At 43.5% G+C, this 22,184-nt stretch carries 22 protein-coding genes and 1 pseudogene; 12 read left to right on the top strand and 11 right to left on the bottom strand.

Annotation, left to right across the window (positions count from 1 at the left end; genetic code table 11):
- Positions 1 to 58 precede the first annotated feature (58 nt).
- The 3 genes from L5M71_RS07655 to L5M71_RS07645 all read right to left on the bottom strand — a co-directional run bounded on the left by L5M71_RS07655 (position 59) and on the right by L5M71_RS07645 (position 2,605).
- Positions 59 to 1,327: a lipopolysaccharide biosynthesis protein gene (locus L5M71_RS07655; protein WP_263208091.1), complete on the bottom strand. Its 1,269-nt coding sequence runs from the start codon at positions 1,325 to 1,327 to the stop codon at positions 59 to 61.
- Positions 1,328 to 1,695: 368 nt separating this feature from the next.
- Positions 1,696 to 2,034, bottom strand: a complete 339-nt coding sequence (locus L5M71_RS07650; protein ID WP_168827409.1) for a hypothetical protein — start codon at positions 2,032 to 2,034, stop codon at positions 1,696 to 1,698.
- A 109-nt stretch (positions 2,035 to 2,143) separates the two neighbouring features.
- Positions 2,144 to 2,605: an EVE domain-containing protein gene (locus tag L5M71_RS07645; RefSeq protein ID WP_028759596.1), complete on the bottom strand. Its 462-nt coding sequence runs from the start codon at positions 2,603 to 2,605 to the stop codon at positions 2,144 to 2,146.
- A gap of 277 nt (positions 2,606 to 2,882) precedes the next feature.
- Between L5M71_RS07645 and L5M71_RS07640 the strand changes: the two genes are divergently transcribed.
- The 5 genes from L5M71_RS07640 (at position 2,883) to L5M71_RS07620 (ending at position 8,299) form a co-directional block, all read left to right on the top strand.
- On the top strand, positions 2,883 to 3,263 hold the full coding sequence (locus L5M71_RS07640; protein ID WP_168827411.1) for a DUF6508 domain-containing protein: 381 nt from the start codon (positions 2,883 to 2,885) through the stop codon (positions 3,261 to 3,263).
- A gap of 139 nt (positions 3,264 to 3,402) precedes the next feature.
- Positions 3,403 to 5,115, top strand: coding sequence for an AMP-binding protein (locus tag L5M71_RS07635; protein WP_263208089.1), 1,713 nt, complete (start codon positions 3,403 to 3,405; stop codon positions 5,113 to 5,115).
- 344 nt (positions 5,116 to 5,459) lie between these two features.
- A complete protein-coding gene (locus L5M71_RS07630; RefSeq protein ID WP_263208087.1) occupies positions 5,460 to 6,206 on the top strand; it encodes a substrate-binding periplasmic protein in 747 nt (248 codons plus the stop codon).
- A gap of 165 nt (positions 6,207 to 6,371) precedes the next feature.
- Positions 6,372 to 7,412, top strand: coding sequence for a M14 family zinc carboxypeptidase (locus L5M71_RS07625; RefSeq protein WP_263208085.1), 1,041 nt, complete (start codon positions 6,372 to 6,374; stop codon positions 7,410 to 7,412).
- On the top strand, positions 7,409 to 8,299 hold the full coding sequence (locus L5M71_RS07620) for an alpha/beta fold hydrolase (protein WP_263208083.1): 891 nt from the start codon (positions 7,409 to 7,411) through the stop codon (positions 8,297 to 8,299). The genes L5M71_RS07625 and L5M71_RS07620 overlap by 4 nt, the downstream gene beginning before the upstream one ends.
- Before the next feature lie 35 nt (positions 8,300 to 8,334).
- Here the strand turns inward: L5M71_RS07620 and L5M71_RS07615 are convergent, their stop codons facing one another.
- A complete protein-coding gene (locus L5M71_RS07615) occupies positions 8,335 to 8,742 on the bottom strand; it encodes a YccF domain-containing protein (protein WP_028759602.1) in 408 nt (135 codons plus the stop codon).
- 261 nt (positions 8,743 to 9,003) lie between these two features.
- On the opposite strand from L5M71_RS07615, the gene L5M71_RS07610 reads away from it, so the two are divergent.
- The 4 genes from L5M71_RS07610 to L5M71_RS07595 all read left to right on the top strand — a co-directional run bounded on the left by L5M71_RS07610 (position 9,004) and on the right by L5M71_RS07595 (position 13,555).
- Positions 9,004 to 10,032: a pyridoxal-phosphate dependent enzyme gene (locus L5M71_RS07610; protein WP_263208080.1), complete on the top strand. Its 1,029-nt coding sequence runs from the start codon at positions 9,004 to 9,006 to the stop codon at positions 10,030 to 10,032.
- 81 nt (positions 10,033 to 10,113) lie between these two features.
- On the top strand, positions 10,114 to 10,827 hold the full coding sequence (locus L5M71_RS07605) for an NUDIX hydrolase (protein ID WP_263208078.1): 714 nt from the start codon (positions 10,114 to 10,116) through the stop codon (positions 10,825 to 10,827).
- A 357-nt stretch (positions 10,828 to 11,184) separates the two neighbouring features.
- Positions 11,185 to 12,072, top strand: coding sequence for a ribose-phosphate diphosphokinase (gene prs, locus L5M71_RS07600; RefSeq protein WP_263208074.1), 888 nt, complete (start codon positions 11,185 to 11,187; stop codon positions 12,070 to 12,072).
- 10 nt (positions 12,073 to 12,082) lie between these two features.
- Positions 12,083 to 13,555: a nicotinate phosphoribosyltransferase gene (locus L5M71_RS07595; RefSeq protein WP_263208071.1), complete on the top strand. Its 1,473-nt coding sequence runs from the start codon at positions 12,083 to 12,085 to the stop codon at positions 13,553 to 13,555.
- A gap of 171 nt (positions 13,556 to 13,726) precedes the next feature.
- Here L5M71_RS07595 and L5M71_RS07590 read toward each other — a convergent pair.
- From L5M71_RS07590 to L5M71_RS07570, 5 genes and pseudogenes are all read right to left on the bottom strand, one after another.
- A pseudogene (locus L5M71_RS07590) lies at positions 13,727 to 13,972 on the bottom strand (hypothetical protein); the annotation flags it as partial.
- Positions 13,973 to 14,272: 300 nt separating this feature from the next.
- The gene (locus L5M71_RS07585; protein WP_006082106.1) at positions 14,273 to 14,446 is read right to left on the bottom strand and encodes a hypothetical protein; all 174 of its coding nucleotides are present in this window, start codon (positions 14,444 to 14,446) and stop codon (positions 14,273 to 14,275) included.
- 726 nt (positions 14,447 to 15,172) lie between these two features.
- On the bottom strand, positions 15,173 to 15,895 hold the full coding sequence (locus L5M71_RS07580; protein ID WP_113940905.1) for a ChrR family anti-sigma-E factor: 723 nt from the start codon (positions 15,893 to 15,895) through the stop codon (positions 15,173 to 15,175).
- Entirely contained in the window at positions 15,888 to 16,550 is a 663-nt protein-coding gene (locus L5M71_RS07575) for a sigma-70 family RNA polymerase sigma factor (RefSeq protein WP_028759609.1), read from the bottom strand. Before L5M71_RS07575 ends, L5M71_RS07580 begins: the two co-directional genes overlap by 8 nt.
- A gap of 145 nt (positions 16,551 to 16,695) precedes the next feature.
- Positions 16,696 to 17,247, bottom strand: a complete 552-nt coding sequence (locus L5M71_RS07570; protein ID WP_028759610.1) for an LON peptidase substrate-binding domain-containing protein — start codon at positions 17,245 to 17,247, stop codon at positions 16,696 to 16,698.
- 101 nt (positions 17,248 to 17,348) lie between these two features.
- Here L5M71_RS07570 and L5M71_RS07565 point away from each other — a divergent pair, with 101 nt between their 5' ends.
- Together L5M71_RS07565 and L5M71_RS07560 are read left to right on the top strand one after the other, a co-directional pair.
- Entirely contained in the window at positions 17,349 to 17,963 is a 615-nt protein-coding gene (locus L5M71_RS07565; protein WP_263208065.1) for a class I SAM-dependent methyltransferase, read from the top strand.
- A gap of 289 nt (positions 17,964 to 18,252) precedes the next feature.
- Positions 18,253 to 19,197, top strand: a complete 945-nt coding sequence (locus L5M71_RS07560) for a chemotaxis protein CheV (protein ID WP_105252200.1) — start codon at positions 18,253 to 18,255, stop codon at positions 19,195 to 19,197.
- A gap of 184 nt (positions 19,198 to 19,381) precedes the next feature.
- Here L5M71_RS07560 and L5M71_RS07555 read toward each other — a convergent pair whose 3' ends face one another.
- Together L5M71_RS07555 and L5M71_RS07550 are read right to left on the bottom strand one after the other, a co-directional pair.
- The gene (locus tag L5M71_RS07555) at positions 19,382 to 20,023 is read right to left on the bottom strand and encodes a hypothetical protein (protein ID WP_263208063.1); all 642 of its coding nucleotides are present in this window, start codon (positions 20,021 to 20,023) and stop codon (positions 19,382 to 19,384) included.
- A gap of 51 nt (positions 20,024 to 20,074) precedes the next feature.
- On the bottom strand, positions 20,075 to 20,434 hold the full coding sequence (locus L5M71_RS07550) for a DUF2750 domain-containing protein (RefSeq protein WP_028759614.1): 360 nt from the start codon (positions 20,432 to 20,434) through the stop codon (positions 20,075 to 20,077).
- A 419-nt stretch (positions 20,435 to 20,853) separates the two neighbouring features.
- On the opposite strand from L5M71_RS07550, the gene L5M71_RS07545 reads away from it, so the two are divergent.
- A complete protein-coding gene (locus L5M71_RS07545; protein WP_263208061.1) occupies positions 20,854 to 22,158 on the top strand; it encodes a lytic murein transglycosylase in 1,305 nt (434 codons plus the stop codon).
- Positions 22,159 to 22,184: the final 26 nt, after the last annotated feature.

The raw sequence follows: 22,184 nt of genomic DNA, 5'->3' as shown, positions 1-22,184 counted from the left end.
TTCCAGACTATCCTCTGGGATGCCTTTTTAGTTGAAACCTCTCATTTCCTTTATCGTTTTAAGCATTTTCGCCGTTGTTAAGGTTTTGCTGAATGCGTCTTTCAACTAGTTTAGATATGAGATACATCATCAAATAGCCCGTGCCTAAGGCTAAAATCACCGCGACGACATTCTCCGTATACAGGCGGTAAGCGTAGAAAGTACCGACCAGTACTGCGATACCAGCAAGGCGAATAAGTAGACTTTGAGTAAAGTAGCCATGAGCTTTGATATAAGCAAGCTGGTAGCCATTGAGCATCATAAATATAAAAAACATGGAGAAATGCATTAATACTGGGGCCGCTTTAATGTATTGCTCGGGGAATAACCAAGCGACTAACGGCTTGCTCGCAAAGACCATAACGACAAAAAAAATACCGCTGATCCACAAAGAAACTTTTATCAGCCACAACTTAATTTGTTGCACTTCGTCAAAGCGTTTTTCTCGTACGCACACTGCGACTTCGGGCAGTACAAACCGGTAGATGGGAAAGACAAAAAGCAGGGTGAGGTAAGTGATCATCGGCCGCACCACCACTTGGAAATCACCCAGTTCATCTATGCTGAAATAGGCAATAGTCAGCAGTACGGTGATGTAAATCATCAAGATACTGGCACCCGCTTCCATGGACGCCGTCAGGCTTTTCTTCATAAAACTGCGTAAACCCGTATCAAAATGCACTGCACTTAAGGGCGGAGTGGCAATATCTTTGCGCCGTTTTAAGTACATATATAAGGCAACGATGAGCGATGACAGTGTCATGCTGTAAAAGAGTGATGCAATGGCGGTTTGTTTTAAGCCATAGAAACATAATAAAAAGCTAGTCACTTGCGCGAGCGGCTCTAACCAAGTGACTCTATTGGAGATGGCATATAGCCGGTACATGGCAATTTGATTGGTAAAATAGACCTTGAGCCCCATACTCAGAATAATCCCAACCAATTGAAAATATTCTACATTAAGATGCAATTTGTGCTTGATATAGGGTAAAACTAAGCCCCATGTCAGTAATACCATAGCGATCAAGCTGTAGCGGAATATATTGGTGATATCCACATCTTGCTTGGTCTGGGAGTAGGTCACCACCATAGAGGAGCGAAATCCCGTCATTAGGATTAGCGACAGTGAGATAATGTCGATCACTGTGTGATAGAGCGCTAGATCGGCTTTGGCAACCCATTGTGCTAGCCAGAGTTTAAATAGAAACCCCACAGAAATACTGGCGAGTGATGCCCAGAACCCCGCAATAATTGCCTGCTTAACCCGTCGAAGTGAGGTGTTTTCCATTATCAAAAATCCAGCGTTAGTCTACGGTCATTATCGGGATGCTATGAATTCAATTAAGATTTTGCCTTAGCCGCATGAGTATTTTTAGGTGACACTTATCTTGTTCTGTTCGATATCTTTTCACCCTGCATGAGTCTAGCATTTAGCCAATTTACGACCAATAGCCAGATAGTAAAGATATGATAAATATCAATATGTTGCTTTATTGTAAGTTAGAACGTTATTGAGTGAGGACTGGGGTGATAAATTGTCTTACAGACAACGTTTTTTGATAGATCAAAGCAGTATTAAGAAGTACTCAACGCCCAGATAAGCGCTGGGCGTAGTTGTAAAAGTGTCAGTTATAAATGCCATTTTGCCATGGGAAGTTAATCGGTAATGATATTGACGATATCGAGGATTTTACGGCTGTTATTATCGAGTTTGATTAGTGCACCTTCGACTTGAATGCTAATGATGCCATCTCTGTCTAAGGGCACTACGATGCGGCCGCGATCATAAATATCATGCTCAAGCACATCACCACGGTGGAGTTTTTTCTGCCAACCGGGTGGCAGTGGCTGACCTTGGTCAACTTTTTTCTGTAATCCCGGCGGTAGACTTTTATCCTTTTTGTGGTGCTCATGGTCATCTTTAGCAAAGGTTGAGATGGACATCGTTAAGCTGAGGACAAGTCCTGTGATTACCACTGAGGTCAATTTATTCATCTGTACTCCTAAGGGGCATTGAGTTGATGTTGTGTCCAATGCTGGATGTGGCCAACAATAGGTGATGCGAAATGAACTATAGCTGAACGTTCTGGTTCAAGATTGCTTTCTAGCGGGTTAACATGAGTACGGCTTGCCATTGTTCGGCGGTCACAGGTTGGATACTGAGTCTTGACCCCTTAGAGACTAAATACATGTCCGCCAGTTGGGGTAAACTTTTTATCAAACTTAAGGGAATAATCTCGTTAAATTTTTTGACAAAGCGGATATCTACTCGTAGCCATCTTGGTTTAGTTGGATCTGACTTAGGGTCAAAATACTTCGATTCTGGATCGAAGGCCGTGCTGTCGGGATACGCATTGGTCACAACTTCAGCGATACCGACAATACCGGGCACTTTGCAGCTTGAATGGTAAAAAAATACCTTGTCGCCAATCTGCATCTCATCGCGCATAAAGTTACGCGCCTGATAATTACGGATCCCATGCCAAGCTTCAGTTTGGTTAGGGCAAGCCTTAAGATCATCTATGCTAAATTCGTCGGGTTCCGATTTCATAAGCCAGTAGTTCATCTTGTTTCCTTTACTCATAGTTGCCGTTAAGCGCTTCAATACCGCTGAGTTTATCTGAATTTTGTCGAATACCCCAGTTCGTCACCCATATCAAATATTGTGAGTTTGATTAAGTTTCCGTTCAGATAACGTGGCTTAGCCTGTTGACAGTAATCTTATTTGGTATGCCTTATGCAAATTCTCGTTTCTAAGGCAAAGCGTCAAATTCGATCTCGGTTTGTGACTGGTGTCGTACAAGTTGTGGCAGCAGAGGCAACCAAAACCTGTGAGGTGTGTTATGGGGACTTCAACAATGACATCCGATTGTGGCTTATACACTAAATATCTTAAGGATTTTACGGCGGGTGATGTGATCTTAAGTCATGAGCGAATGCTGGAATTTATTAATGACCTGACAACGCAAGGTTGGTTATTGGCTAATTTCACTTGGGACTATTGGTATAACAACAGTTACTTAGTCGATAAACCTGCCTATATTCGTGATGCGAGCATCGCACAATGTAAGTTGCTGCTAACCGCCATGACGCGACTCGAGGTTTTTAGCCCCGGCGTGTTAGAAAATATGCGTCGCCAAGGGGTGTTACTGGCCATTGTTGAGCGGTTACAAAGCTTAAATGTGCCTAAGTCGAGTGCTCATTTTGAGTTTATCAGCCGTTAGCACTGGGCTTTAATGGATTGTTATCTAATAGTTTGTCTTACTCTTTAGTCTAATAAAGTGCTTTTTTACTTGTGACATGATCCGTGGATTGGTTAGTTTGGACCTCGCTAACCATAATAATAAATGCACGGAGGCCTTAATGTCAGTTCCTACAAGCCAAGTTATAAGCCCGCTCAACGTTAGCGAGTTTAGAGGCGAGTCATCACCGAAACTCGTTGAGAAGACCATAGGTCAATATCTTGATGAGATTGCGGCAACGTATCCCGACCAATTAGCTGTCGTCGTACACCATCAACATATCCGCTGGAATTACCGCCAATATCTTGCCCAAATCGATGCGCTCGCCACAGGACTATTAAAACTCGGTATTAAGTCTGGTGATAGGGTAGGGATTTGGTCGCCTAACAATATCGAGTGGTGTTTAACCCAATATGCGACCGCTAAAATTGGCGCCATCATGGTGTGTATTAATCCTGCGTATCGTCCTGAAGAGTTGCAATACGCGCTGAGTAACGTGGGTTGCCGTGCGGTAATTTGTGCTGATAAGTTTAAATCCAGCAATTATCTTGAGATGCTATATGAATTGGCGCCTGAGCTAACCTCTTGCCCAGCGGGTAAATTACAAGCTAAAGCCGTACCTGAGCTTGAATTTGTGATCCGTATGGGCGCGGAAAAATCCGACGGTATGCTGAATTTTGATGACTTGATCGTTGATGTGACCGCCGCTGACAGGATAATGCTCAAGAGTATTGCTAAGGAATTAAGCCCGTACGATGCGATTAATATCCAGTTTACCTCTGGCACGACGGGCAGCCCGAAAGGTGCGACCTTATCCCATCATAACATATTGAATAATGGCTATTTAGTCGCAGAGGCGATGAAGTTTACCTGTCACGATAAACTCTGTATTCCAGTGCCTTTATACCATTGTTTTGGCATGGTACTCGGCAGTTTAGTCTGCTTAGCCAAAGGCGCAACTGCTGTGTTCCCCGGAGAATCCTTCGATCCACTGACGACATTGCAAGTGATTGAGCAAGAGCGTTGCACCGCTTTGCATGGCGTACCGACCATGTTTATTGCCGAGCTTGAGCATCCTGAATTTACGCGTTTTGATTTGAGTTCCTTACGTACCGGCGTGATGGCGGGGGCAACTTGTCCTGAAGAAGTGATGCGACGTGTACAAAACCTGATGTATATGAAGGAAGTGCTGATTGGTTATGGTCAGACTGAGTGCAGTCCGCTCAATCACATTACTGAAATCGACTCACCCGTAGAGAAACGGGTGCTCACCGTTGGCCGTGCTTTACCCCATACCGAAGTGAAAATTGTCGATGAATTTGGCGAAGTGCTGCCAATTAATCAACCCGGCGAAGTTTGTAGCCGCGGTTACTGCATTATGCAGTGTTATTGGAATGATCCTGAGAAAACGGCGGCAACCATAGACAGTCAAGGCTGGCTACATTCGGGCGATATTGGCCAAATGGATGAGCAAGGTTATGTGCAAATTGTGGGGCGCATTAAAGATATGATTATTCGCGGTGGCGAGAATATTTATCCCCGTGAGATTGAAGAGAAACTTTACACCCATAAAGATGTGCAGGATGCGGCGGTCTTTGGTGTTCAAAGTGATAAATACGGCGAGGAAGTGTGTGCTTGGATTAAAGTCCGCTCAGGAGCCGCGATCACAGAGGCTGATATTCGTCATTTTCTCACCGAGAAGTTCGCCTACTTTAAAGTGCCGCGTTATATCAAGTTTGTGGATCAGTATCCAATGACAGTGACGGGAAAAATTCAGAAATTCAAAATGCGCGAGCTGATGTATCAAGAGTTATATGAAGATATTAATGCTTAAGTGATGTGATTTTGCGAGTGTGCTTTTTTGACTTTCAAGCCGCGCAATGCGGCTTGAATTTTATTCTGTCTAGCTATTTCGGTTAGCAGATAAACGAACAAGCTAATTGGCTAATGAAAAAGTCGGCGAGTCATACCATCAAGCCAAGCTGTACTTTGAGTTAGCTTTTGCTGCTAATGTCGTTATTCTAATTGTAACAAAACTTCACTTCCCCACTGTGGCTTGATGGCTATACTAAAACTAGTCATAAAATCTAACCAGTCATAAAATCTCGGCAGATAAAAACGAAAGCGTTAAGTTGTCGATGATGTAGTCGTAAATCCATGTAGGCAAAGGAGTACTAAATGGTTCGATGGCGTTCAATGCTCCTTGTGTATTGTCTTTCCTTTATGGGATTGAGCGTAGCTAAAGCGGATACCTTAATGCTCACTTCTTTACTTTGGCCGCCTTATTCAGGAGAGCAATTAACGGAGCAGGGTGCCAGTATTGCCGTGGTACGGGCGGCGCTGAACGTTATGGGACACCAATTAGACGTGGATTTCTATCCGTGGAGCCGCGCTGTCAAACTTACGACTATGCCGAACTCTGACTACATAGGTTATTTTCCTGAATACTATGTAGAGACTGAAAAGTTTATCTTTTCAAAACCGATTGGCGAAAGTCCATTGGGGCTGGTGGAGCAAAAGTCCCATCCAGTAAGTTGGAATTATATTGAAGATCTTAATCGCTATACCTTAGGTGTGGTGAAAGATTATGTGAATACTCAGGCCTTAGATCGCATGATCGTTTCCGGTGTACAGCGGACTGAAGCTGTGACTTCGGATGAGCATAATGTTAAAAAAGTTGCCGCAGGTCGGATTGATGCCGCGGTGATTGATGTCAACGTTCTGCACTATTTACTCAAGCAAAAGCCCTTACAGCCGCTGGCGACAAAGTTGCAAATCAATCGGCAAATTCTGGCGAATAAGCAGCTCTATATCGCGTTTCGTAATACAGAAGAGGGACGGCGTTGGCGAGATATTGTTGACCAAGGTTTAGCGCAGGTTGACGTAGAAACCATCATTGGAGAGCTACTTTATCGTGAAGACTGATGTAGGGTTTTAGGATAGTTTATTCTTTGTTTTACTCGCTATTTTTCCGCTTATTTCCCCATAAACTCACTTCTGATATGCAGTTTGTCATCATTTTGTCTTTGTTCACTATTAGTATCACTTTAACGGCATGAGTAGTTCTCTCATTTTATTGATTAAGGTGACATGAAGAAACTTCCTTTTGAGCTTCCATTTGAGTTAGATACGCTGCAGCAACTCATTGATACTCATCATCTTAAGTTGGATTATCAGATCCTTGCCGACATTCCATTCCGCCAAGAGCATTTCCCCCTTTACAGTGTTGAGTTAGGTGGTACAGATACGCCTTGTCCGACAGTGCTCTTTGTGGGTGGCGTGCATGGGGTTGAACGTATTGGATCTCAAGTTATTTTGGCATTGTTAAACAGTTTGTTGCAGCGGCTTGTTTGGGATAAACACCTACAACAGATGTTAACGGGCCTGCGGTTAGCTTTTGTACCTGTAGTGAATCCTGTTGGGTTATTCATGGGAACGCGGGGCAATGGTAATCAAGTGGATTTGATGCGTAACGCTCCGATAGAATCCCGTGAAAAAGTGTCCTTTATGGTGGGAGGACAGCGTATATCGTCACGGCTGCCCTGGTATCGCGGTATTGGGGGAATGGAGCTGGAAACTGCGGGCTTAGTTGCCTATGTACAACAACTGTTGAGTCGCAGCACAAGTTTGATTTCGCTCGATGCCCACTCGGGATTTGGTTTGAGTGATCATATCTGGTTCCCCTATGCCTATACCCGTACCGCCTTCGAAAATGCTAATTATATTTTTCATCTAAAACAATTGTTTGAACAGAGTTATCCACATCACGGCCATTATCGGCTCGCGCCACAGAGCCAGTTTTATCGCACTCATGGTGATATTTGGGATTATCTCTATCGCCAGCACCAAGTGGCTGATCCTTCTGCTCAGGTGCCATTTTTACCTTTGACATTAGAGATGGGATCTTGGGCATGGATAAAGAAGAATCCTAGACAAATATTTAATTTTGCTGGCTTTTTTAATCCACAAAAAACACATCGTCACCACAGGATTTTACGCAGGCATACAGTACTCATGCAATTTATGATGGAAGCGGCCTATGCCCAATCGTTAGAGCAGTTAACACCTGAACGTTTGACTGAGCTGACAGAGTGCGCACGGCATTATTGGTATCGGGAGTCTCAGTCATGACCACTTGGGTGTTATTAAGGGGATTAATGCGTGATCAGCGCCATTGGAATGGTTTCGATCAGCGTCTGCGACAAAAGGGATTGCGAGTGCTGACACCGGATCTTCCGGGCAATGGGACGTTATCCCATGAACTAAGTCCGCTTAAGATTGCCGATTATGCTCATGCCGTGTGGCAGCAATTAGATGAGCAGGTACAGGAAGGGGAGACTATTTATCTCCTCGGCTTGTCTATGGGCGGTATGCTGGCGCTGGAAATGGCATGCCAGCGACCTTGGCAGATAAGGCATGTTTTTGTATTAAACAGCAGTGCGGCGAATTTATCGTCTTGGTATCAAAGATTTAACCCGCTGAATGCATTGAAGGCTTTTTTCATGCGGGCTCGGGGTAACGCTTTACACCCAATCGAGTCGACTATAGTGCGTTTAACCAGTTTTCGTCATCGGCGAGACCGAGAGTTAATTGTCAAGTGGAGTGAGTTTCGCCGCGATACTACACCAAGTCTACGCAATGTATGGCGACAACTTTGGGCGGCTTTTCAATACCAATGTCCATTGACTGTGGAAGTGCCGATAACTGTGCTCTGCGGTGACCGTGATGCGCTGGTGAGTATGGCATCGAGTAAGGCGTTAGCATGGCATTTTTACACCGATTTGATTGTACTCGCGTATTGTGGTCACGATGCTGCTATAGATGCACCCGCAAAACTGGCGCATTATCTGTTGGACATTGTGGGGGCGACTAAGCCGCAAGTGCAGTTTTCTGCGGATAGTGAGCCTGCCAATACTCAATATGATTGCAACGATTTATTGGGGGAAGAAATAGCCTTAAACGAAGCGATATTTACTGTATGGGATGACAAAGCGCTATCCACTCTTGAAACCAAATAATCGAGAGTGAATAGCGCAGTTAACGCATTGTCTTATTAAGCTTTAGCCACTACGGTTTGGCCTATCGGTGTGAGGCTGAGTAAAGCTAACTTGAGATGCTGTATCCCAAAGGGAATACCGATAATCGTCACAAAACAAGCTAAGGCGTGGACCAAATGCCCTATGGCTAACCAGATCCCAAAGAGTAAGAACCAAATGATATTTCCTACCATGCCTAATGCACCTGTGCCCAAGTCTTCACGTCCAGTTAAGTGGCGACGGTTCATTTGTTCTTGGCCGAAGGGCCAAAAGGTCATTTCGCCGATAACAAAACAGGCGCGGCCGAAGGGAATACCAATGATACTGATAAAACACAGGATACCTGCGAGCCACCAAGCGAGTCCCATTACAAATCCGCCGAGTACAAACCAAGCTATGTTGAATATTAAGCGTAATACAGCCATTGAAAACTCCTTATGTTTACCCTGTTAGCCTTTATCGTTAGCTTCGATAAATTGAATATATGTCTAAGCGATAACTATGCCAACTATTTAAATTGTTCATAATCAATTGGTTAATTATATGTATTCGAGATTCATGTGTCATTTTCACTAGTTTTTCGCCAAATTGATAATTTCTTAAGGGCGTAACAGGAAGGGCGGAGTTACACTAGCCTTCCCTTAACTGGTTTAAAAAAAAGAGAATTTAATCGTTTGAGTAGCTTGATGTTTGCAAATTCCCCTGTCGATACATTTGCCTTTGCTGGCAGAGACATTTTCCTAAAACGTGATGATTTACTGCATCCGGCGTTTAGTGGCAATAAAGCTCGCAAATTCGGCTATTTTTTAGATCATGAGTTTGCAGGCATCAGCAAGGTGATAGGTCATGGCTCGCCATTGGCTAACTCACTGTATTCATTGTCAAAATTAGCGAAGGTGAAAGGCTGGCAATGTGATTTTTATGTAGATCATATTGCCAGTCAAGTGGTTAAACATCCTACGGGCAATTACGCTGCCGCTTTAGCGAATGGCGCTAATATTATCGATTTAAGTGTGTTAATAGCACAAAAGCAGGCGTGCACTCAGCCGCAATCTGAACCTCACGTTTTGTCAAATCTTAATGCTAGTCCTGAGCCTACTGTGCAAGTGGGCGATGTGCGACAGAGTTGCCAAGATTATATCGAGGCTCAAGTACTCGTGAATGAGCCGACGGCGCTTTTTATCCCAGAGGGTGGTCGCTGTGCTTACGCCGAATATGGGGTGAATAGATTGGCGCAAGAGATAATACAGTTTGCGAAGGCGAATAGATTGGTTGATTTAACGGTGTTTTTACCTTCGGGGACGGGAACGACAGCGTTATTTTTAAATCAGCATTTTATCCGTCAGCAAACGGATATTCGCGTCGTGACTTGTGCCGTTGTCGGTGGCGATGATTATTTGCGCTTGCAATTTTCGTTGCTTAATACGAATACCAGTGAGCATCCACAGATTGTTAATGTCGGCAAGAAATATCATTTTGGTAAACTTTATCCTGAATTTTATGCCATGTGGCAGCGGGTCTGCGCCTCAGGCGTGCAGTTTGAATTACTTTACGATCCCTTAGGTTTTATTGTGCTTGAGGAATATTTACAAGGCGGTGGCTCTCGTCCTGTAATGTATATCCACCAAGGTGGTTTACTCGGGAACGAGACCATGTTGCCACGTTATCAGCGTAAATTTGGGCAAAGTGGCTCATCCTGTGCCTCTGAGCATTGACTTAGTGACGCTAAGACATAATATGTTTGAAGCTATGTAATGCTAAGTTAAGCTGATGATTTGGAACGATGGGGAATATCAATGACTGAAGCGGAATATCTTGCCAATTACGATCCTAAGGCTTTCAAGGCTCAGCTACTGACAGTGGATGCCGTATTGTTTACCTATCACGATCAGCAACTTAAAGTACTCTTAGTGCAACGTTCAAACCATCCTTTTTTAGGTTTATGGGGATTACCTGGTGGGTTTATCGATGAAAATTGCGATCAATCCCTTGAGCAAACCGTGTTACGTAAACTACATGAGAAAACCGCGGTAGTGCCACCTTATATTGAGCAGCTATGCACTGTGGGTAATCGTAGTCGTGATATAAGAGGCTGGTCCGTGACTGTGTGCTATACCGCCTTGATGAGTTATCAAGCCTGCCAAATCCAGATTGATTCAGTGAGTGATGTTAAGTGGTGGCCATTAGCAGATGTGTTGCAGATGCCCTTGGCGTTTGATCATCTGCAGTTAATCGAACAAGCGCGGGAACGTTTAACACAAAAAGCCTTATATTCTTTAGTGCCAGGATTTGCACTGTCTGAACCTTTTACCTTGCCAGAATTGCAGCATGTACATGAGGTTCTACTGGGTAAGCCTATCCAAGGTAAATCTTTTCGTCGGCGGGTTGAACAGGCTGATTTATTGATCGATACGGGATTAAAGCGAACCGAACGGGGTCGTCCCGCTAATTTATACCGCTTGAAACCCAATACCGCATCGTATCGCTTCTTAAGAAATTTAGAATGTTGATCACAGTGAATGTGGATTTAAGCCAGATATTCGCCTTGCTCAATATGAGTTACGGCGACTGCTTATGCCTTATTCATGGTGACTTTGAATCAGTAAAGGCTGTTTAATTACTGATTTTGCCTTAATGTCTCAGGTTCTTGTATTACTCGAACCCCATATTGTGGCTTCTTAGTTGTCTTTCCCACTAATAGTGTCTAAAAGACACTATATGCCATTTAAGCATAACATTTCAGGTTGCTCCGTTTGAAATAGTCTAAAAATCAACTTTACACAATAATGTCTTTAAGACACTATTATTCATGTAGACAACAAGGGCGCCGTCAATTTCGGCAATCTTGCCACAGACAGGAGGTTACTATGTCTCAACGTATTCAAACATCTCAAGATGCTTCTCACGCTCAATGTTCGCAAGCCGATTTTTATCGGTTACCCGCAGCTAGCGATGAGACTCACTACCGTTTATTTCAATTTGGTGCGGGGGAAAACCATGTTCAACTACTGGTTCCTCCAGCGAAACGCGTCACAGTTTTCTTCGGTTATCGTGGCGATCATTCCATCATGCAGCTCTTGTTGTTAACTGATGCATTGCGTCGCAGTGGTGCAGAGCAAATTGATCTGTTACTGCCTTATATGCCGGGCGCTCGCCAAGATAGAGTGTGTAATGCCGGTGAGGCCTTGTCGGTAAAAGTCTATGCTAGCCTGATTAATCAGCAGCAATATGCTTCGGTCACTGTTTTTGACCCTCACAGCGATGTCACCGCCGCATTGTTAGACCGAGTTCAGGTTATAGACAATCACAGCTTTGTCGCCGCCATCACTGCCCAATTATCGGGTGAGCTAGTGTTAGTCTCGCCCGATGCGGGGGCGAATAAAAAAGTATTCGGCTTAGCTAAAGCGTTACAGGGAATGCCGGTGATCAGGGCCGATAAACATCGTGATGTGGTCAATGGCCATATTATCGCTACCGAAGTGTTCTGTGATGACTTATCGGGTAAAACCTGCTTAATCGTTGACGATATTTGCGCGGGTGGCAGAACCTTTATTGAACTTGCCATCAAATTAAAGCAAAAGGGTGCACAAAGCGTTATTTTGATCGTGTCACATTATGAAGATAAGGCCTGCGAGTTGGTACTGCGCGAGGCGGGCATAGACAGATTATTTTGTACCGATAGTTTAGGTGTCCCCACACATATTTCGAGCGAGTTCTGTCATTGTCATGCTGTTTTGAGTTATATGAATCATTAAGGAAAATATTATGTACTTGAATCCCGTTACTGCCATTGATGGCTACAAAGTCGATCACCGTCGCCAATATCCCGATAATACACAAGTGATTTTTAGTAACCTGACCGCCCGTAAATCCCGTCGTGGTTACACTGACCAAATGGTGTTTTTTGGCTTGCAATATTTTATCAAGCATTTCTTGATCGACAGTTGGAACCGTGATTTCTTTCAACAACCTAAAGAGCAGGTCATTCGCCAATTCTCCCGCCGTATCAATAACTATCTCGGGCCGAATAACGTTGGCACTCAGCATATTGAGGAGTTGCATGATTTAGGCTATTTACCAATTAAAATTATGGCATTACCTGAAGGCTCTGTGTATCCATTAAAAGTGCCTTGCTTGATTTTGTACAATACTGATGAGCGGTTCTTTTGGTTGACCAATTATCTCGAAACCATCCTTTCCGCTAATGTGTGGGGTATGTGCACCAGTGCCACTACCGCGCTGCAATACCGCAAAATATTTGAGGCTTATGCTTTAGAAACCGATGGTGACATCGCTTTTGTTGATTGGCAGGGGCACGATTTTAGTTTCCGTGGCATGTATGGTGCAGAGGCCGCTGTAATGAGCGGCGCCGCACATTTACTCAGTTTTACTGGGACTGATACCATACCCGCCATTGATTTTCTTGAGCAATATTACCTTGCCGATAGTGATAAAGAACTTGTCGGTGGCAGTGTGCCCGCAACGGAGCACAGTGTCATGTGCGCGGGTGGCATGGAGAATGAATTAGAGACGTTCCGCCGTTTGATTGAAGATATTTACCCAACGGGTATTGTCAGCATTGTTTCAGATTCTTGGGATTTTTGGCAGGTGATGACAGAATTCACCTTAGCGTTAAAAGACCGCATTCTTGCCCGCGATGGCAAAGTGGTGTTTAGGCCTGATACGGGTTGCCCTGTGAAAATCATTTGTGGCGATCCACAAGCACCAATCGGGAGTCCTGAATATAAAGGCGCTATTGAGTGTCTGTGGGACGTCTTTGGGGGTAGCACAACTGCCAAAGGTTACAAAGCGCTGAATAGCCATGTTGGACTGATCTATGGCGATTCAATCACCATTGAACGGGCTGAAGCCATTTGTGCTGGCTTAAAGGCTAAAGGTTTTGCGTCAACTAATATTGTGTTTGGAATTGGCAGTTTTACCTATCAACACGTGACACGAGATACTGACGGTTATGCCGTGAAAGCGACCTTTGCGAAAGTTGATGGTAAAGACAGAGAAATATTTAAAGATCCTAAAACAGATGATGGCACTAAAAAATCCGCTAAGGGTTTAGTGGCGGTATTTAAAGATGAGCAGGGTCAATTTTATCTTAAAGATCAAGCCAGCTGGCAAGATGTCAACAATTGCGAGTTTGTCCCCGTATTTGCCGATGGTGAACTATTAACGGAATATTCTTTGGCAGATATTCGCGCAAGGTTGGCAGAGTCTAGAAGTTGAGCCTATCGATTTGTGATTTTTAACGGCTATCGACAATAGCGAAGATAAAACTGGCAATGTGATTTCTATTAGGGTCATATTGTCAGTTAGGTTTTGAATTTATTTTAAGTCGCGTAAGTAAAACGCCCTATAAATAATCAAATGCAAATACAAGCGATTAAGACAGTAACGGTTCCGTTTAAGAACTTTATAGGTACGACGGCCAATGTTTTCGAGGTTTTTTAAATCTTTTAAGCTAGGCGTCACCTCACTAAATTGCCAATAACTGATTTCGGCATCTAACATTTCCAGCATTTTCTTCGAACAACCTAAACATTGTCCCTGGCACAGTTGTGCTTCTTCTAAATTGAGTGGAATAGTCTCTTTGATCTGGTTTATCAAGGTTTGCATGGCAATTTGAGTATTGGGTTTTGGCATAGATGATGTGCTGAACAGTATTCATGTGTATGAATATTAGCGGATGCTGCAATGGAAAGAGGTGATCTAACGCTGGATTTGACTCATTTGGTTCGGCAGGTATCTGTGTGAGAGAGATACAGCCTGAACCAAATGTGCTCGTCATAATGACGTAAAAAAGGATAGCGTGTTCGTGACATTCGGCTATCAGTCTACTTAAGTGCTCGGTACTGCGAAGATAATGGAAACCGATTAAATACACTTGAGTAAACGGGTACTGCGGTATTAATTTTTAACTTATCGTTTTACTTACTTTTTGACTTATTTGTTCGCGGACAATAACCATTTCATAAAGCTGATGGCTTCTGTACGTTTAGAAAAAGTCTGTCTGTTTTTACCTTGACGATCGGTAAAAGCAATTGAGGTTTTATTTACTGAGATTGAATCTACAGGGAAGTTCACTGTAATTTCATGTCCATTAATTTTGTATGACATATGCCACACTCCTTTTTGTTAATTCACCCATAGGTGAGATAGTTGTAACTATAAAATATCCTTAGCAATTGTGCGAAAGATTCGTTCTATTGAGTATCGAGGTTACCCCATCTTTGATTCATTAATCAAGAGATGCTTAATCGATAAATATTTCATGTTGTCGATTACGTCAATGGAATAACTCGATTCAACCAGTTGACCATAGCTTAATGACAATACTATGACAACAAGGAGAACGGTAAGTTCACAGACATAACCACATGATTTTAGTGATATCGAATGATTGAGCTTATGGGGTTTTGCTTGTAGTAGGCTTTCTTTATGAGGACCGAACTCTGATTGCTAAATATCAGGCTGGGTTAAAAAGGTAAACAACAAGGTGTATCTCAAAACGACGTGCAGTATATCAATAAAAATGGCTTATGCAAGTTTAATTTTTATTCGATGTCATTATTTATTTGCTAATGTTGAATTAAAGTGTATTTTTCGTGACTATTCATTTGATTTAAAGAGGAATTGTCAGGCCTGTTTATGGGTTCGTTTTTATTTTTGTGGTAATTGACTAAGGTTAATATTGCCGTTTTATAGGTAAATGTTATAAAAAATCCCACTAAAACAGGTCATTTTAATGGGATTAATTGTAGTCAGTTATGTAATGGACTTATTAAACTGAATTTATAAATGAATCTATGCGTTTGCTCTTGTTTAAAAACTCAGTCAAAAGGTTTAATAAATTAGTTCACCTATGGGATTGAGTAGCTTACTCAGACCTTTGGTAAAATGCAGCGGTGCATCTAATACTGTGTAGCATAAGCAACCGTTAATGGTTTTCGGTGAGTGATGATATTGGCCGTCAAGCACGATAAAATCACCTGGGACATAGTCACCATTAAGATCGGAAAACTCTCCGGCTAGCAATAGTGTTAGTTCATAACCTTTATGGGTATGTTGGGGGATTTCACCTTGGGCATCTATATGCAATAGGCTAGCGCGGGTGTTCGTTTCGTCGACATCAAAACGCATGCGACTGACTTTGCCTAATATTTGCCATGGACGGGCCAAATGCTGACGAAACACCGAGGGCACAGTGTAATGCTGTTGCTTTATGTCGACATCGATAGGGGCGTTATTAGGCACATTTGTCGCTGCCGGTTGAGCCATGATTTGCGCCATCATAGCGTCAATGTCCAATGCCGATTCTTGATTGTCGCCTGAGTGTTGCACCTTAACATACTCTCTGTGCATCAACTCTTCGCCCGTATCATTTGCAGCATGACCGCCATCAGGATTTAATGCTAAATTTGCAGCTTGTTCTGTGAATAGGGCAAGCTGCTCTCGACAAGTCTCACATAGGTCGCAGTGTGCGGATATTGCTATCGCCATTGATAAAGGTAAGTTCCCATTAGCATGGCTCACGAGTAATTCTTGTTGGGGATGATGTTTAATCATTGTGTGTCTCCAAGAAGCTTTTCAACTTTTCTAGCCCTAATCTTAAACGGGACTTTATGGTCCCAATTGGTACCTTTAGGGCATCGGCTAGCTCTTGTTGAGTGAGTTCTTGCATGTAAATGCCTTGCACAACTTGTCTTTGTGCTATGGGAAGGGCATCAAGATGTTGGAGTAATTTAGCCGTCAACTTGTGATCAGTGAGTGTGTCCTGAGCCATGGTCGCATCACACAGCGGCCAAATATCATCACCGAAAGTATCTTCTCTATTGTGTTGTACCCGTCTAAGCATATCGAAACATTGATTACGCATGATGGTAAACACCCAAGTTGTCACTGACCCTTTTTCTGCATTATATAGATGAGCCTTAGTCCAAACGCTGGTCATGGTTTCTTGTACTAAATCCATCGCCAACCCTTGTTGATTCAGTCTTTGTAAACCAAATGCTCGGATCTTGGGCATGAAATGCTGGAATAAGTGACCAAAGGCGGCTCTGTCTCGGTTGTCTGCTACTTGTAGCATAAACGTGATTAAAGCATCCGCTTGAGGCTCGCAGGTTTGGGAAGCTGGAATTTCGTTATCCATAGCCGAATTAGTCAGAGACGTGATTGGGACATGATACCGAGTTTGCCTGCTTTGTGATTGAATATTTTCCATTATTTTCGCTCTTATCCCAGTCGTGAGTGCTGAGTGTGATATCAGTAACGACAAAATTGAGAAGTGTGTTGCACTTCTGAGCCCATTTTTGCTGTCAAACTTTCAATCAATACGAAGTGGCTTAAATAAAGGATCATTCACAGCATTATTTAATGACGGCCCGCAATAGATCTCGGGTCATAATATGATCTAAGGCATTAATGCAGGTGTACTTTTCGGATGCTTGTACGGGTAATATTTCTAGCCAGCGCTGGCAGACCCAAGCGATATCATCGAACTGTTCTGTTTGGTAGTGCTTGAGATGTTGCGGATATTCCTTAAGAATGTTTTGTAACATTTGACTCAAGTAACGTTCATCGGTCGCAATACGTACAGCAGGCCAATTGTCGATTAAACTGACGTCTCCGCGTTTTAAACCATCGGCTTCGACACTGATTTTATCAAGTTTAAAGCGTTTAGAACCTTGAATACTGATCCCTAATAGTCCGTCTGGTAAGGTTTCAAAATCAATAATATGCACTAAGGTGCCTATGGGCTGAATGGTTTTACCATCCTCTTCAAGCATACATAAGCCAAAGCCTTGGCCTGACTTTAATGATTCGGCGACCAAGCGTTTATATCTAGGTTCAAATACCCGCAGTTGTGTGTAACCTTCGGGCAATAAACAAATGGGTAATGGAAAAAGAGGTAATTTCATCGTGGCCTCTGGTGAACTTATGTTCCTATCATTACGTACCATAATGGCAGTTCGATCAGTAAAATTATTCAACAGTAGTTTACCTATAGTGAGAGGATGGCATGAAATTAAATCCATTTGAGAAAAAGATCGTTCAGCATCCATTACGTTTTTGGCTACAAAATCATCTCGAAGCGCCCTTATTGACCTCTATGATGCCAAAACCTATGGCTTTGTGCGAACGCGCATTAGAAATAGGTTGTGGGTTTGGTAACGGCATTCAGTTGATCCGCGAACATTTTGGCGCGGGACATATCACGGCCGTGGATATCGACCCTGACATGGTTGCCTCCGCACAATCCCGCTGGCAATCTCGGCCGCAAGGATTAAAAGGGCTGAGTTTCTCGGTTGCTGATGCAACATGTTTACCCTTTGCCGATAGCGAGTTTGATATGGTGTTTGATTTTGCCGTATTCCACCATATTCCAGAGTGGCAAGCGGCCATTAAGGAAGTTGCAAGGGTGCTGAAACCGAACGGATACTTTGTGATAGAGGATTTATATCGTGCCGCAATTTGTAATCCATTGAGCCGACGCTTATTTGAGCATCCACAGCAGAATCGCTTTAATCATAGTGAGTTGTTAACGGTATTGCGCCAGTTGGGATTTGAGATTGTCCGCGATAGAAATGCCTTTAATCTTGCGGGTATGGTGCTCGCTCAGAAAATATTGCGTTAGGCGTTAGAGTTGATGCTTAACCTAAATTGAATCGTTAGGATTAAATGATTGCGTTAACACTAAGACCAAATATTAGCAATGTCGCGTATTATCTGAAAATATAAGCTTAGGTATGCAGATATCTGAGATGCGCTAAACGAAGTTTATGGTCGAACTTTGCGAGAGTGGTTGTAATTTTTAGATAAAATAGACTCTCGGCATGGTTCTTCATGGGAGTTTACCGCTATAATTTGAGCTAATCCGTCGCATGTGGGGAAAGGATTTTCCTCAAGAGTAGAGAAGCAGCATTATGGCAAACGTACTTGCAACCGTAGATCAGCGTACCAAACTCGTTGGTGAGAACCGACTTGAGTTGTTGCTCTTTAGCATTAATTCCACGCAGTTATTTGCCATTAACGTCTTTAAAGTCAAAGAAGTCGTCAAGCTTCCTCCCTTGAATGCGATGCCGGGTAGTCATCCGCATATTTCTGGTGTTGCTAATATTCGTGGGATTTCTATCCCCGTGATTGATTTACGTTCGGCCATAGGGTTTAAGCCCGTGCCGCCTAACGAAGATGCCAATATGATCATCACAGAATATAACCGTAGTGTGCAGGGTTTCTTAGTCGGTAAGGTTGAACACATTATCAATATGACTTGGAGCGATATTATGCCACCGCCGAAAACGGCTGGGCGTAATAATTATCTAACGGCAATTACTCGCATAGAGCATCAAGGTCAGTCGCAGTTAGTGTCTATTATCGACGTAGAAAAAGTCTTGGCGGAGATCATTCACTACGATATCCGTTTATCTGAAGGTGTACTCGACGAAACCTTAGTCCATGAAATGCCTGGCAGAAAAATCCTGATTGTGGATGATTCATCGACCGCCAGACGTCAAGTGCGTGAAACGTTAGGCCAACTGGGTATCGAAATTATTGAGGCATCTGATGGCTTACAAGCACTGACGTTATTGCAGAAATGGCGCGATGAAGGTAAACAAGTTGCCAAAGAATTATTGATGATGATTACCGATGCCGAAATGCCCGAAATGGACGGTTACAAGCTCACTTCTGAAGTGCGTAGCGATAAAGCTATGTCGGATTTATTCATCACCTTAAATACTTCGTTGAGTGGCAGTTTTAACCATGCCATGGTTGAAAAAGTGGGCTGTGATAAGTTTATTTCTAAGTTCCAACCGGATTTGCTGGTGGAAGTGGTGCAAGAAAGATTAAGACAAGTGATCAATCACTGATCGCATTTTGAGATTCGAACTATCGGTGATTGACCTTGAGTCGATCATCGATAGGTTCGGCGCTTTGAATGAACGCTTTAATAACAGTTTTTAATACGGTCTTTGAATCACATTCTTTTAACTGCTACTTTTTCAACTGCTTTTCTGCAAACATCTGCCAACCCACTACCTATAACTCGCTAGATTATAACGCTAATTCGGCTGCTACATCGTGTAATACTTGGCGCTTCATTTCTTTGGCGGCGGCGATATGGATACGGGCGAGCCTTAAGGCATAGTTGAATCTTGCTCGGCCGACGAGGCGCACAAGTTCGGCAAAAAACTGTGGATCTAAGGTGAATTGCGTCGAATAGTATTGGATAGCGGCATTGACTGAATTAAAAGTCACGCCATCGAATTCAAAACCTGCGTTATAACCTTGGTCGTCAATTTCTTCGCCTTCTAATACCAGTGGCCAACCGGGCGCATTGATACGGTCTCGTGCAATTTGGTACATCATCCAAGCACTTTTTTTAAAACCTTCAAACACTTTGCAGGAGAATTCGGACTCAGCAAGCTCTTCTTCGGTCCAATTAATCCCAATGGCGAGGTGTTTCGCATAAATACGCATCAGTGCATCTTTGACGGCCATACGACAATCCCAAATGGAGCTAAGAGTATGTTGTTTGGCTAATCGCAAACATTCGCTGCAGGCGGGCACAGCTAACGAAGCATGTGGTGTATGTGTGTGTGCGATATATTCGAAGTGTTGATGACTCGGTTCGCCACAAAACCAGCAGGTATGGCGTTTGTCGAAGGGAATATCGATAAGCGGAATAGCAGACATCAAGGAATGAGCACCTCAGTCCTTGATGCCATCAATGGCATACTGAAGTGATTAAACTTCTTCAACATCAACCAAATCTTTTGCTAAAACAATCGGATCAAGTTCAAGACAATCTTCATCGGTTTGCCAATCAACACCGATCAATACACCATCGTCGTTTAGATCTGAGACCCAATATTCTAGAAATTCTTCTAATGAAATAGAAACGGGTTGATAGTCGTGCCATTCGTCGCTGCAATGGGATTTTGCAGTAGCTTCATTTGACCATAATGGCATCACATCTGTGTCTTCAAATTCTGAAGAATCACAAACGACCCAGCCTTCGCCAGTTTCATCCATTAGACCCCAAAGCGTCTGATGTTGTTTTACATTTTTGATAAAGCCAGCCAAAGCCGCATTGATTTCAGTCATGATAGGTCTCTTTGATGTGTGCTGTTAACTTATCCATTATACGGTAACGTGCTGCGATACCAAGGGATTCTTTGTTAAGAATTTTTTTGTGTTGGATAACTGAGCAATAAGCCTATGCCGCAAGGTATTTATGGCGATAAGGATTGTGTTACGTGTCACTATGGGTCAGGATTATTGGTAATGAGTCGCCTTGGTACAGGCTGTTTTACTGACTAAATGTGGCTCAGATAGGGGCTTTACGTGGCGGGGAAACGTGTCTTCTATGCTTTTGGCCGTTAAAGGTGTTTTGGATTCTAACCTTTAACTCGTTATGCCAAGGCGAATATCTCTCTAGGGCAATTCCCTCTTGAAGACGGAATATTGTCGTGTTTAGCCACAACAGTGTGATTGTTGTGAGATCAAATATTGGAGTTGTTGATTTGATTAAAATTAAAGGGTTAACTTATCTATTTGCGAGTATTGCCGCCTGTGTCAGTCTGAGTGCCTGTTCAAGTGCGCCAACGGCGAGTGCCAGTGCTAATGCAACCAGCTCTAACGCAAGTGGCATAGCTGCTGAAGTCAATCAAATGCCCGATATCAGTGCTAGCGTACAATCTAATGCAGAGGCGTTTCCAATGTGCTTGACTGGACTGCAAGCGCGAGCACGTGCAGAAGGCCTGTCAGAGGCGACGATAAACTCTACCATTGCGAACTTGAAATTTGTCCCTCGAGTGATTGAGTTGGACCAACAGCAACCCGAATTCAGCCAGACATTTGATAATTATTTCAGTAAGCGCGCGACCGAATGGCGCGTCAATGAAGGCCGCCGTTTACTGCAAAAGCACAGTGTCTTACTTAATCAATTAGCGCAAAAATACGGCGTCCCACCGCAATATATCTTGTCTTTTTGGGGACTGGAAACGAACTACGGTTCCTATAAAGGCAAAATGTCGGTATTGAATTCGCTGGCGACTTTGGCCTGTGAGCCACGCCGTAGCAATTATTTCACCATAGAGCTGATGCAAGCCTTAAAATTGAAAGAAAAGTATCAGTTCGATGATGACACTATGGTGGGATCATGGGCAGGTGCTATGGGACATACGCAATTTATGCCTTCTGCGTATGCCAAATATGCGGTCGATGGCGATGGCAATGGTAAGGCCGATTTATGGAATAGCACCACAGATGCGCTCACTTCTGCCGCGAATTTTTTGCAGCACTTAGGTTGGCAGCGTAATCAGCGTTGGGGGCGTGAAGTCTTGTTGCCAAAGGATTTTAGTTACAGTCATTTAGGTGCGAAACAGCCCTTGTCGTTATCGGAATGGGCTGCGCTCAATGTAACGCAGTCGAATGGGCAACCTTTGCCTGCCGTCGATATTCAAGCTGCGCTGTATTTGCCTGCGGGACACACAGGCCCAGCCTTTTTAGGTTATGAGAATTTTAATGTGATCATGCGTTGGAATCGCTCCGAATTTTATGCCATTACGGTTGGACACTTGGCCGATCGTATTAATGGTGGTCAACCCTTGACAGTCAGTCCGCCTGAGCAACCACGCCTAAGCCGCGAGCAAGTAAAGCAACTGCAAACAAAACTGAACGAGGCTGGATTTGATGTTGGTAAGCCTGATGGTGTGTTGGGACGTAACTCTATGGCAGGGTTGCAAGCCTTTCAACGGAGCAAACAGATGATTGCCGATGGCTTCCCAAGCCCTGAGGTGTTTACTGCTTTAGGACTATCACTGTAGCCACTGTCACTGTAGTTACTGTAGCC

Origin of the sequence: Shewanella sp. SW1 (assembly GCF_025653545.1) — a bacterium.
Lineage (GTDB): Bacteria > Pseudomonadota > Gammaproteobacteria > Enterobacterales > Shewanellaceae > Shewanella > Shewanella oncorhynchi.
The sequence above is the reverse complement of the archived record's forward strand: the minus strand, read 5'-3'. Positions and strand labels throughout refer to the sequence as shown.